Origin of the sequence: Rathayibacter sp. PhB1 (assembly GCF_004362935.1) — a bacterium.
Classification (GTDB): domain Bacteria; phylum Actinomycetota; class Actinomycetes; order Actinomycetales; family Microbacteriaceae; genus Rathayibacter; species Rathayibacter festucae.
The window spans coordinates 1-11978 of record NZ_SNYD01000008.1; the positions used below are offsets into that span (position 1 = coordinate 1).

Here is an 11978-nt window from a genome sequence, read left to right on the forward strand (position 1 = left end):
CAACACCGCGATCTGACCCCGCTCACCCGCATCCAACCGACGACCCGGCATGCAACCACCCCTCCGTTGCAACAACCGTATGAAACCGCCCCCGGGGAACCGGATCGCCCTGGCGATTCGATTCCGCAGCGGCCGGGGCTAGAGGCGGTCGGCGAGCGCCGCGATGAGGGCCGCGCGGTCCTCGCGGAGGATCGAGGCGCCCGCGCCGGGGATCGTGCGGACCTCCGCGCCGTGGTCGGCGAGCACATCACCGAGCGAGGAGTGGCCCAGCGGGTCCTCCGGCAGCACGGCCAGCGTCGGCACCGGGAAGGCGTCCGGGGCGTCGGCCGCGCCGCGCGTCGTCAGGCCGGAGGCGGACTCCGGGTCCCAGAGCGCGTGGGCCGAGACGTCGAGCTCGATCTGCTCGTCGGTCCAGATCGGGTGGCGGTGGCGCAAGTCGTCGGCGTCGCCCTTCTCGACGTGCGCGATCGAGCCGGCGCGGCGCAGGGCGCTGGTCAGCCCCTTCGCGTCGGAGAAGGCGGGGTCGAGCAGGATCAGCCGCTCGGCGCGGTACTCCGGGGCGAGCCGCGCGGCGACGACGGCGCCGAGGCCGTGCCCGATCACCAGGTCGGGCGACTGCAGCACCGAGGCGCGCACGTCCTCCGCCCAGTGGCCGACGGAGTAGGCGGGCGATTTCGGCGAGCCGCCGTGCCCGGCGAGGTCGGGCGCGACGACGCGGTAGCCGTGCTCGTGCAGCGTCGGCACCAGGGCGTACCAGACCCGCGAGTCCGTGCCGAGGCCGTGCAGCAGCAGGGCGATCTTCTCGCCGGAGCCGCCGTAGTCGCGGACGTGCAGCTCGAGCGGCTCGGCACCGGCCGCGAGCGCCTTCCGCTCCGCCTTCGTCGGCGGGAGCACGAAGACGTTCCCGAACTCGCGCGGGGCCGGACCGAACGCGTCCCGCGCGCTCTGCACGACCTTGCGGCCGAGCATCGCGTTGCCGACGCCGCCCAGCGCGGCACCGATCCCGAACGGCATCGCCCGCCCGACCAGCCCGGCGCCCTGCTGCGCGAGGAAGTGCTTGGCGAACGACTTCTTGGCCCGGTCGGCCAGCTCGCCCACGAGGAACGACGGCAGCCCCTTGGTCACCACCGAGCCCCAGTACTGGTTCATCCCGGCGCTGGTCCCGGTCGCGTGCCCGGCGACCTGGCGCACCAGCTCGCTGCCGGAGGAGCCCATCATCAGCGTGAGCACGAGGGCGCGGGCGCGGTCCGGGTCCTCGAGGCGGATGCCGTGCACCTCGGTGACCGACTGCGCGAAGAGGGCGCTCGCCTCGAGGAAGCCGATCGCACCGGCGCCGGAGAGCGCGACGGACGCGGCGGTGCCGATTCCGGGGACGACCGCGGTCGCTCCGATGGCCGCGCCACCGGCGGCGACGCTGGAGAGGTACTGGCGCTCGAGCGAGGTGATCAGCTGCTCGGGAGTCGCGTTCGGCCGGCGACGCCGAAGCGCCCGGATGTTCGCGAGGACCGCGGGCCGCTGGACGGCGAGGACGCGGTCCAGGATCCTGGCCAGCTGCGCGTTCTCGACGTCGGCGGTGCCGGTCTGCTCGAGCTCGTCGCGGTCCTTGCGGTCCTTCTTCGAGGACATGTCTGCACTCCTGCGTCGTGAGGTCCCGCGCATCGCGCTGTCACGGCGAGCTCCGGGCCGTGCGGCTCGGACTGCCGGTCACTCCGCGGCGGGCTGCGCTTTCGGCGCGTAGTCCTCAGAATACCGGGCGAGAACCTGATCGATCGGTGCGTCGAGCACCAGCGCGCCCTTGTCCAGGTAGAGCCCGCGGGTGCAGAAGCGGCGGAGGTCGCGCTCGTTGTGCGAGACGAAGAAGAGCGTCCGGCCGGCCGCGAGCAGCTCCTCGATCCGGGCGTAGCACTTCTCGCGGAACGCCTTGTCGCCCACCGCGAGCACCTCGTCGACCAGGATGATCGGCTCCTCGAGCCGCGACACCACCGAGAACGCGATCCGCACCTTCATCCCGCTGGAGAGGTGCTTGTACGGGGTGTCCAGGAAGTCGCCGATCTCGGCGAACTCGATGATCGAGTCGAACCGGTCGTCGACCTCGCGCTTGGACATGCCGTGCAGCCCCGCGGTCAGGTAGACGTTCTCCCGGACGCTGAGGTCGGCCACGAAGCCGCCGGTGATCTCGATCAGCGGAGCGACCCCGCCGCGGACCTCGACCACGCCCTCGTCCGGCAGCACGACGCCGGCGACGAGCTTCAGCAGCGTCGACTTGCCCTGGCCGTTCCGGCCGACGACGCCGATCGCCTCGCCCGCGTGCACCCGGACGTCGAGGCCGCGCAGGGCCCAGAACTCACCGGGCCGCGAGCGTCGCGTCCCGCGGGAGAAGAGGTCCTTGAAGGAGCGACGGCCGCGGCGGTTCCGCCGGAACCGGATCCCGAGACCCCGGCACTCGATCACGACGGGCGAGTCCCCGGCGGGAGCGCGGCCGGCGGGGGAGTCGCCGACGGAAGCGCGGTCGGGGGCGTCCATGCTCACAGCTCCTTCAGCACCGCGCGCTCGGAGCGGCGGAAGACGATCAGGCCGAGACCGAGCACGAGGAACGAGATCAGCACGGAGGTGAGGATGAGCGGCAGGTCGAGCTCGCTCGCGAAGAAGGTCGAGCGGTAGAGCGCGAAGATCCCGCTGAGCGGGTTGAGCGCGGCCCACGGCCGGATCGCGTCGGGCAGGTTCGCCGTCGAGTAGATGATCGGCGAGGCGTAGAAGAGGAAGCGCAGCACCAGCTTGATCGCGCGCTCGAGGTCGCGGAAGAACACGACGAGCGGGGCGACCAGCAGGCCCACGCCGAGCGTGAGCACGCCCTGCAGCAGGATCGCGAGCGGGAAGAGCAGGATCGCCGGCGTCACTCCCGCTCCCGCGACGACCGCGAAGAGCACGAGCACCGGCAGGCTCGCCACGAACTCGATGCCCTTGGAGAGCACGATCCGGCCGACCCAGATGGTGCGCGGGATCGACGTGGAGCGCACGAGCTTCGCCTCGCGGAGGAAGGCGCGCGTCGCATCCGACGTCGCCTGGTTGAACCACATCCACGGCAGCAGGCCCGCGAGCAGGAAGACGATGTACGGGTCCTCGCCGACGGTGCGCTTGAACACCACGGTGAAGACGAAGTAGTAGATGCCCGACATCACCAGCGGGTCGAGCACCGACCACACGTAGCCGAGCGCGCTGGTGGCGTAGCGGACCGTGAGGTCGCGCTTGGTCAGCAGCCAGAGCGAGTGCCGATAGCGCCAGGCCCGCGAGCGGTGCGGACGCAGGGCGGTCGCACCGGCGTCGACGCGTGCGGGGCTGCTCACGGCAGGCGACTCCTCTCGACCGGCTCGGATCGAGCCGGACGAGACGCGAGCCTCAGACGAAGAGGTTCGCCCGCTCGAGATCCTCGGCGAAGTCCACCTCGACGGCGTAGAGGTCGGAGATGTCCATCGGCTCGACGAGCAGTCTGTCCTGCTCGATCGCCAACTCTATTCCACGCTCGAAGTAGTCCTGGGCGTCGACCCGGGCCAGCTGGCGGATGAGCGCCGGCTTGTCCGCGGCCGAGACGTAGTTGATCCCGACGGCCTCGCCGAGACCGCGCTTGACGGTCTTGGACAGCTCGTCGATGTAGCCCTCGGCGCTGGTCGTGTACTTGACCTCCTCGTCGGACACCTTCGCGGTGTTGACGGTGACGAAGGAGACGTCCTTCGCGATGAGGTCCGCGGTGCGGTCGAGGATGCGCGGGTCGAAGACGACGTCGCCGTTCATCCAGAGCACGCCGCCCTGGCCCGAGGCCTGCAGTGCGCGGAGGAGGCTCTTCGAGGTGTTGGTCTGGTCGTACTGCTCGTTGTAGACGAACGTCGCCGAGGGGAACGCCTCGATGATGTGCTCGAGCTTGTAGCCGACCACGATGCTCACCGGCACCTTCGTGCCGAAGGCGTGGTGGATGTTGTCGAACTGCTGCTGCATGATCGTGCGGCCGTCGCTCAGCGGCGTCAGCGGCTTCGGCAGGGAGCGGCCGAGCCGGCTGCCCATGCCTGCGGCGAGGATGACGACGGAGGCGGGCGCGCCGGTGGAGCCGCCGGCGGGGGCGGTCGGGAAGGGCTTGCTCGTCATGTGTTCTCCTCGCGTCGATCGCGGCGGAACGATGTGTTCACCGCCGCGTAGCGATCCTTAACCGGCGTGCAGCGACCTGATCGCTTCCTGGGTCGCCACTTAGTGTACTGTGCACGCCTTCGAAGGCCAGGGGTTGCCAGGAGCCGTGTCGGGGAGGCGGATCCCGGGCTCCTCTCCACAGGGTCCGGCGCGCCCCGTCCCCGTCCGGAGCGACTTGGTACCGTAGCCGGATGACGTCCGCGACGAACGCCGAGGAATCCGAGCGCGACGGCGCTCCGCCCGCCGAGTCGCCGACTCCCGCAGAATCCGTCGCGACGGAGACCGCGGATCCGGCCGCTCCCGCGCAGACGGCCGACCCCTCGCCGCAGCCCGAGACCGCCCAGCCCGCCGACCCCGAGCACCCCGTCGTCTTCGAGCTGCACGCCCTCACCCGCACCTTCGGGCGCACGGTCGCGGTCGACCGCATCGACCTCGCCGTCCGCGCCGGCACCTTCTACGGGATCATCGGTCCGAACGGCGCGGGCAAGACCACGACGCTGTCGATGATGACCGGCCTCCTCCGCCCTGACACCGGCCGCGTGCTCGTGCACGGCGTCGACGTCTGGAAGGACCCGCGCGCCGCGAAGCCCCTGATCGGCGTCCTGCCCGACCGCCTGCGCCTGTTCGACCGCCTCACCGGCGCGCAGTTCCTCTACTACTCCGCCGCGCTGCGGGGGATCGACCGGAAGACCGCCAAGCAGCGCACGGTCGAGCTCGCCGAGGCGCTCGGACTGACCGACGCGCTCGAGCGCCTGATCTCCGACTACTCCGCGGGCATGGCCAAGAAGGTCGCGCTCGCCGGCGCGATGATCCACGCGCCCCGCGTCCTGGTGCTCGACGAGCCGTTCGAGTCGGTCGACCCGGTCTCCTCCGCGGCCGTGATCACCGTCCTGCGCCGCTTCGTCGCGGGCGGCGGCACCGTCGTCCTCTCCAGCCACGGCCTCGACTTCATCGAGCGCGTCTGCGACGACGTCGCCGTGATCGTGGGCGGCAAGGTCCTCGCCGCCGGGTCCGTCGAGGAGGTCGCCGGCACCGCGACGCTCGAGGAGCGCTTCCTCGAGCTCGCGGGCGGCAAGCAGATCGCCGAGGGGCTGCAGTGGCTGCACGACTTCTCCGGCTGAGGCTCGACGTCCTGCTCGGCGCCTTCCGCTCGGGCGCGCGGCACACGGGCGGCGCCCTGCTCGGAGTGCTCGTCGTCGTCGTGGCGACCGCGGCGCTCCTGGCCGGCCTCGGCACGCTCGACCCCGGCTCCTGGCTCGCGGACGACGCCGTCGTCGCCGGGGGAGCGGTCGTCACGCTCGGCTTCCTGGTGCTCCCGTTCCTGCTCGGGCCGAAGGATCCGATGGACCCGCGGGCGTTCCGGCTCTTCGGCATCCCGAGCGGCCGGCTCGCGGCCGCGCTCGCGCTGGCCGGGCTCGTCTCCCTCCCCGTGCTCGCGCTCGTCGTCCTGGGTGCGGCGTCGATCCGGCTCTTCCCGGCCGCCGGACTCCTGGCTGTGCTCGGCCCGCTGCTCGGCGTGCTGACCGCGGCGCTGCTGGCCAGGATCGGCCTCGCCGCCTCCTCGGCGCTGGTGCCCTCCCGCACGGCGCGGGAGCTGCTCGCGGTGCTCGGCCTCGTCCTCCTGCTCACCGCGCCGGTCGCGCTCGTGCTCACCACCGGACTCGACTGGGGCGGCGAGGGCTCCGAGGCGCTGGAGCGGCTCGCCGCCGTCCTCGCGCCCACCCCGTTCGGCGCCGCCTGGGCTATCGCGCCGAGCGCGGCCTCCGGGGCGGCCGCCGGCCCGCTGATGACCGCGCTGCTCACCCTCGTCGTCGCCGGGGCGCTCTGGTGGCTGGTCGTCCGCGCGCTGACCGTCCGCCCCGAGCGCACCTCCCGGCCGCCGCGGGGGCTCCGCCTGGGCTGGTTCGACGTCCTCGGCGGCAGCCGCACCGGTGCCATCGCCGCGCGGAGCACGACCTACTGGCTCCGTGACCCCCGCTACCAGGCGTCGCTCGTCGCCGTGCCGCTGCTCCCGGTGCTCGCCGTGGTGCTGCTGGCCCTGGTGGGAGTGCCGTTCCCGCTGCTCTCGCTGCTGCCCGTCCCGCTCGTCGCGCTGTTCCTCGGCTGGTTCCTGCACAACGACGTCGCCTACGACGGCTCGGCCTTCTGGCTGCACGCCGCCGCCGGGGTGCGCGGCTGGTCGGACCGGCTCGGCCGCGCCTTCCCGACGCTGCTGCTCGGCCTGCCGGTCGTCGTGCTCGGCTCGCTCGTCAGCAGTGCCACCTCCGGCTTCGACGATGCGCTGCCGGTCCTGCTCGCGGTGAACGCCGCGCTGCTCCTGGTGCCCGCGGGGGTCGCCAGCGCCCTCTCCGCGCGGCTCGCCTATCCGGCACCGCGTCCCGGCGACAGCGCCTTCGTCCAGCCGCAGGCACCGGGAGCGAGCGGGGCCGGCTCGCAGGCGCTCGCGTTCGGCCTCGGGCTGCTGCTCTCGGCACCGGCCGTCGTGCTGGCGGTGCAGACCCTGTTCTTCGAGGGCGACCGGGACCAGGCGATCCTCGCGGGCCTCGGCAGCGCGGTCGGCGTCTTCGCCCTGGGCGTGCTGCTCGGCGGCTTCCTGTTCGACCGCCGCGCAGCCGAGCTGGTCTCGTTCACCAGCCGCTACTGAGCCTCAGCGGGCCCCGCCCGCTCCCGCGCTCCGAGCGTAGGATCGGAGCCATGACGTCCCGATTCGAGAACAGCAGCACCGACCCCCTCGAGGGAGGCGGAGGAACCGCCACCCTCGACCGCGAACTCGAGGAGCTCCTCAACCAGGAGACGATCGAGCCGGGCGACCACGAGCGCTTCTCCCACTACGTCCCGAAGGACAAGATCCTCGAGAGCGCGATGACCGGCAAGCCCGTCCGCGCTCTCTGCGGCAAGAAGTGGCTGCCGGGCCGCGACCCGGAGAAGTTCCCGGTCTGCCCCTCCTGCAAGGAGATCTACGCCCGGATGAAGTAGGGCGCGCGGCCCGGCCCCCTCGGGAGCCGGGCCGGTCCCGTTCCGCGGCCGTTCCGCTCAGGCGTAGCGGGTCGGGATCACCGGCTCGCCGCGGCCGAGACGCAGCGCGTCCTGCGGCAGCTCGATCACGGCGTTCGCCCGGTGCTCGCGCGCGGCGACGACACCCGCCGCACCCAGGTGCTCCTCGCGGATCCGGCCGTCCTCGATCAGCGGCACCAGCAGCGCGCGCTCGTCCTCGCCGACCGCGCCCTCGGGCCCGGCACCGACGTGCACGACCTCCTCGACGGCGACGCCGTCCTCGGTCAGGCGCCGCCCCGCGGACTTGCGCCCGCCGATGGAGGCCTTCGCCGCCGACTTCTTGGCGACCGAGACCCACTCGCCCGCGTCGTCCTCGTGCGCGACGAGCTTGTAGACCATGCCCGCGGTGGGGTGGCCGGAGCCGGTCGCGACCGAGGTGCCCACGCCGTAGGAGTCGACGGGGGAGGCGGCCAGCGCCGCGATGCCGTACTCGTCGAGATCGTTGGTGACGGTGATCCTGGTGCCGGTGGCGCCGAGTCCGTCCAGCTGCGCGCGGACGGCGGCGACCTGCTGCGGCAGATCGCCCGAGTCGATCCGCACGGCGCCGAGCGAGGTGCCCGCGACGCGGACCGCGAGGTCGACGGCGGCGGTGACGTCGTAGGTGTCGACGAGGAGCGTCGTGCCCGGCCCGAGCGCGGCGACCTGCGCGCGGAAGGCGTCCTCCTCGGAGTCGTGCAGCAGGGTGAACGCGTGCGCGGAGGTGCCCATCGTCGGCACGCCCCAGCTGCGACCCGCCTCGAGGTTCGAGGTCGCCCCGAAGCCGGCGATGTGCGCGGCGCGCGCGGCGGCGACCGCCGAGCGCTCGCCGGCCCGGCGCGAGCCCATCTCGGCCAGCGGGCGGCCGTCGGCGGCGGAGACCATCCGGGCGGCGGCGCTCGCCACGGCGCTGTCGTGGTTGAGCACGCTCAGCACCAGCGTCTCGAGCAGCACGCCCTCGGCGAAGGGCGCCTCGACGATCAGCACGGGAGAGCCGGGGAGGTAGACCTCGCCCTCGCGGTAGCCCCACATGTCGCCCTGGAAGCGGTAGTCGGCCAGCCAGTCCAGCGTGCGGGCGTCGACGACACGGTTCTCCCGCAGCCAGTCGAGCTCGGCGTCGCCGAAGCGGAAGCGGGAGATCAGCTCGAGCAGGCGGCCGGTGCCGGCGAGGATCCCGTAGCGGCGGCCCGGCGGGAGGCTCCGCGCGAACACCTCGAACATGCAGCGCCGGTCGGCGGTGCCGCTGCCGAGAGCGCCCTCGACCATCGTCAGCTCGTAGCGGTCGGTGAGGAAGGCCGTCGCGTCCATCCGACCAGTGTTCCATGCGCCGTTCCCCGCACGGGGCACCCTCCCCGGGCGCGGGTAGGCTCTTCCTCCGTGACGGACGCACCCCTCGGCATCTTCGACTCCGGCGTCGGCGGACTCACCGTCGCCCGCGCCGTGATCGACCAGCTGCAGAACGAGTCGATCGTCTACCTCGGCGACACCGCGCACTCGCCCTACGGGCCCAAGCCCCTCGCCGACGTCCGCGCCTACGCCCTGGACACCCTAGACACGCTGGTCGACCAGGGCGCGAAGCTGCTGGTGATCGCCTGCAACACCGCCTCGGCCGCGATGATGCGGGACGCGCGCGAGCGCTACACGATCGGCCGCGGCATCCCGGTGATCGAGGTCATCCAGCCGGCCGTCCGCAGCGCCGTCCGCGACACCCGCAACCGCCGCGTCGGCGTGATCGGCACCGTCGGCACGATCCGCTCGCGCGCCTACGACGACGCCTTCGTCGCCGCGCCCGACCTCGAGCTGGTCACCGCCGCCTGCCCGCGCTTCGTCGAGTTCGTCGAGGCCGGCATCACCTGGAGCGATGAGCTGCTGGCGCTCGCCGAGGAGTACCTCGCGCCGCTCAAGCAGGCCGGCGTCGACACCCTCGTGCTCGGCTGCACGCACTACCCGCTGCTGCGCGGCGCCATCGCCTACGTGATGGGGCCCGACGTCCGGCTGGTCTCGAGCGCCGAGGAGACCGCGCTCGACGTCTACCGCACGCTGGTGGCGCACGGACTGCAGCGCACCGCCGCCGCCCCGCCGACCTACCGCTGGGAGGAGACCGGCTCGAGCGACTTCGTCCGCCTCGCCCGGCGCTTCCTCGGCCCCGAGGTCTCGAGCGTCGACCTCGTCGAGACCGGCACGATCAACCTGCGCGAGCTCGACCGGGCCGCGCGCCGCACGACTCCAGGGAGCCCCGAGTGACCGACAGCACCGCCGCCCAGCCAACCGCCGCCCAGCCGACCGTCAAGCGCAAGGACGGCCGCGCGCCCGACGAGCTGCGCGCGATCACCATCGAGCGCGGCTGGAGCACCCAGGCTGAGGGCTCCGCGCTGATCTCCTACGGGAACACCAAGGTGCTCTGCACCGCCTCCTTCACCAACGGCGTCCCGCGCTGGCTGCAGGGCAAGGGCAAGGGCTGGGTCACCGCGGAGTACGCGATGCTGCCCCGCGCCACCAACTCCCGGATGGACCGCGAGGCCGTCAAGGGCAAGGTCGGCGGGCGCACCCACGAGATCTCCCGGCTGATCGGCCGCAGCCTGCGCGCGGTCGTCGACACCAAGGCGCTCGGCGAGAACACGATCGTGATCGACTGCGACGTCCTCCAGGCCGACGGCGGCACCCGTACCGCGGCGATCACCGGCGCGTACGTGGCGATGGTCGACGCGATCGAGTGGGCCCGCGGCAAGAAGTACGTCGGCCAGAAGGCGCAGCCGCTGATCGACAGCCTGTCGGCGGTCTCCGTCGGCATCATCGACGGCGTCCCGATGCTCGACCTGGCCTACGTCGAGGACGTGCGCGCGGAGACCGACATGAACGTCGTCGTCACCGGCCGCGGTCTCTTCGTCGAGGTGCAGGGCACCGCCGAGGGCGCCCCCTTCGACCGCCGGGAGCTCGACGCGCTGCTCGACCTCGCCGTCGGCGGCGCGGCCGACCTGGCCCGCTTCCAGACCGAGGCGCTCGCCGCGGGGCAGGACGCGTGAGCCTCGACCTCGTCCTCGCCACCCACAACGCGGGCAAGGTCGAGGAGTTCCGGGCGATGCTGGCCGGAGCGCTGCCGGGCGTCGGCGTCCGCGCCTACGAGGGACCGGAGCCGGTCGAGGACGGCGTCTCCTTCACCGAGAACGCGCTGATCAAGGCGCGGGCCGCGGCGGCGCACACCGGCCTCGTCGCGCTCGCCGACGACTCCGGCCTCTGCGTCGACGTGCTCGGCGGCTCGCCGGGCATCTTCTCGGCCCGCTGGTCGGGCCGCCCGCACGACGCGGTCGCGAACCACGAGCTGCTGCTCGCGCAGCTGGCCGACGTGAAGCCGGAGCACCGCGGCGCGCACTTCGTCTGCACGATCGCGCTGGTCGTCCCCGATTCGGTCCTGCCCGGCGGCCGCGAGATCGTGGTCGAGGGCCGCTGGGACGGCGCCATCGCCGCCGGTCCGCGCGGCACGAACGGCCACGGCTACGACCCGGTCTTCGTCCCCTCGGACTCAGCTCTCTCAGCCGCGGAGATCGCCCCCGCCGAGAAGAACGCCCGCAGCCACCGGGCCCGGGCCTTCACCGCCCTCCGAGCCGAACTGACCACCCTGGCGACCACCCTCTCCTGATCGGGGGCACAGCCTCCCGTCCGCGAGATGCCACTTGTGCACGCGACACGCCGTGTCGAGCGTGCACAAATGGCATCTCGCGGGATCGGTCAGTGCTTGCGGCGCTTGTCGTCGACGGCGGTGGGGTCGAGGACGAGGGCGCTCGCCTCCGACGCGTCGGTGTCCTTGTCGGCGGCGAGGCGGGCCTTGCGGCGCTGCTGGAAGAAGTGGAACGCGGTCGGGATGATCGCGAGGGCCACGGCGCCGATCAGGATGACGTCGATGTAGTGCGAGACGAAGTCGGCGACGGGCGGGATGAAGGCCAGCAGCCAGCCGATCAGCGTCACGCCGCTGCCCCAGATCAGGGCGCCGATGGCGTTGTACAGGCTGTACTTGCGGTAGTTCATGTGGGCGACACCGGCGGCGATCGGCGCGAAGGTGCGGACGATCGGCACGAATCGCGCGAGGATCACGGCGAGGCCGCCGAAGCGCTCGAAGAAGGCGTTGGTGCGCTTGACGTTCTCGACGCTGAAGAGGCCCGACTCCTTGCGCTCGAAGATGCGCGGACCGGCCTTGTGCCCGATCAGGTAGCCGACCTCGCCGCCGAGGAACGCCGAGAAGCCGACCGCGAGGCAGATCAGCCAGATCGGGACGCCCAGCCCGCCGTTGGAGGCGTTCTCGTGAGCGAGCAGGCCCGTGATGATCAGCAGGGTGTCGCCGGGGAAGAGGAAGCCGATCAGCAGGCCGGTCTCGGCGAAGACGATCAGGCAGACGACCAGCACGCCCCACGGACCGAAGGAGGTGAGGATCGTCTCCGGGTCCAGCCAGGGGATCAGGGCGGCGTGGTTCAACGGTTCTCCAGTCGATCAGTGCCGTGCGGCCGGCCGACGCCGCAGCCGATCCTCGGTCTGCGGCGGCTCGACCGCGCTCACTGTACCGGCGAAACCGGGAAGACGGCCGGGGCGGCCCCCGAAGGTGGCGTGCCACGCCGGTCGCTCCGGTCGCCCCTGGTGCGGAAGGTGGGACTCGAACCCACATGCCTCTCGGCACAGGAACCTAAATCCTGCGTGTCTGCCATTTCACCACTCCCGCGTGCGCGCTCCAGTGTAGGAGGGGAGCGCGAGCAGGGGCCCGCGCGGAGACCGCGTGGTCGCCA

12 protein-coding genes and 1 tRNA gene are annotated in these 11978 nt (G+C 72.5%); 6 read left to right on the top strand and 7 right to left on the bottom strand.

The features are described 5' to 3' along the window. Positions 1-138 precede the first annotated feature (138 nt). The 4 genes from EDF17_RS17285 to EDF17_RS17300 all read right to left on the bottom strand — a co-directional run bounded on the left by EDF17_RS17285 (position 139) and on the right by EDF17_RS17300 (position 4137). A complete protein-coding gene (locus tag EDF17_RS17285; protein ID WP_123448013.1) occupies positions 139-1626 on the bottom strand; it encodes an alpha/beta hydrolase in 1488 nt (495 codons plus the stop codon). Positions 1627-1704: 78 nt separating this feature from the next. Continuing rightward, entirely contained in the window at positions 1705-2523 is an 819-nt protein-coding gene (locus EDF17_RS17290) for an ABC transporter ATP-binding protein (protein WP_123448012.1), read from the bottom strand. Positions 2524-2525: 2 nt separating this feature from the next. After that, positions 2526-3305 (bottom strand): ABC transporter permease, encoded by a 780-nt coding sequence (locus tag EDF17_RS17295; RefSeq protein WP_123448025.1) that lies wholly within the window; start codon positions 3303-3305, stop codon positions 2526-2528. Between the two features lie 91 nt (positions 3306-3396). Beyond that, a complete protein-coding gene (locus tag EDF17_RS17300) occupies positions 3397-4137 on the bottom strand; it encodes a phosphocholine cytidylyltransferase family protein (RefSeq protein ID WP_123448011.1) in 741 nt (246 codons plus the stop codon). A gap of 230 nt (positions 4138-4367) precedes the next feature. Between EDF17_RS17300 and EDF17_RS17305 the strand changes: the two genes are divergently transcribed. The 3 genes from EDF17_RS17305 to EDF17_RS17315 are packed head-to-tail and all read left to right on the top strand — an operon-like array spanning position 4368 to position 7152. Continuing rightward, positions 4368-5297 (top strand): ABC transporter ATP-binding protein, encoded by a 930-nt coding sequence (locus tag EDF17_RS17305; RefSeq protein WP_123448010.1) that lies wholly within the window; start codon positions 4368-4370, stop codon positions 5295-5297. After that, positions 5273-6820 carry an ABC transporter permease gene (locus EDF17_RS17310; protein WP_123448009.1) on the top strand — a complete coding sequence of 516 codons (1548 nt, stop codon included), beginning with the start codon at positions 5273-5275 and terminating at the stop codon, positions 6818-6820. Before EDF17_RS17305 ends, EDF17_RS17310 begins: the two co-directional genes overlap by 25 nt. A 50-nt stretch (positions 6821-6870) precedes the next feature. Further along, complete coding sequence (locus EDF17_RS17315) at positions 6871-7152, top strand: DUF3039 domain-containing protein (RefSeq protein WP_123448008.1); 282 nt, start codon at positions 6871-6873, stop codon at positions 7150-7152. Positions 7153-7209: 57 nt separating this feature from the next. On the opposite strand, the gene EDF17_RS17320 is transcribed toward EDF17_RS17315, so the two are convergent. Further along, on the bottom strand, positions 7210-8514 hold the full coding sequence (locus EDF17_RS17320; protein WP_123448007.1) for a nicotinate phosphoribosyltransferase: 1305 nt from the start codon (positions 8512-8514) through the stop codon (positions 7210-7212). Positions 8515-8583: 69 nt separating this feature from the next. Between EDF17_RS17320 and murI the strand changes: the two genes are divergently transcribed. From murI to rdgB, 3 genes are read left to right on the top strand one after another with little or no spacing between them, the layout of a single operon-like run. After that, positions 8584-9450, top strand: a complete 867-nt coding sequence (murI, locus tag EDF17_RS17325) for a glutamate racemase (RefSeq protein WP_123448006.1) — start codon at positions 8584-8586, stop codon at positions 9448-9450. Beyond that, on the top strand, positions 9447-10229 hold the full coding sequence (rph, locus tag EDF17_RS17330) for a ribonuclease PH (protein ID WP_123448005.1): 783 nt from the start codon (positions 9447-9449) through the stop codon (positions 10227-10229). The genes murI and rph overlap by 4 nt, the downstream gene beginning before the upstream one ends. Next, positions 10226-10843 carry an RdgB/HAM1 family non-canonical purine NTP pyrophosphatase gene (rdgB, locus tag EDF17_RS17335; RefSeq protein WP_123448004.1) on the top strand — a complete coding sequence of 206 codons (618 nt, stop codon included), beginning with the start codon at positions 10226-10228 and terminating at the stop codon, positions 10841-10843. The genes rph and rdgB overlap by 4 nt, the downstream gene beginning before the upstream one ends. Before the next feature lie 89 nt (positions 10844-10932). Here the strand turns inward: rdgB and EDF17_RS17340 are convergent, their stop codons facing one another. Continuing rightward, positions 10933-11673: a VTT domain-containing protein gene (locus tag EDF17_RS17340; protein WP_123448003.1), complete on the bottom strand. Its 741-nt coding sequence runs from the start codon at positions 11671-11673 to the stop codon at positions 10933-10935. Between the two features lie 157 nt (positions 11674-11830). After that, a tRNA-Leu gene (locus EDF17_RS17345) sits at positions 11831-11914 on the bottom strand. Positions 11915-11978 lie beyond the last annotated feature (64 nt).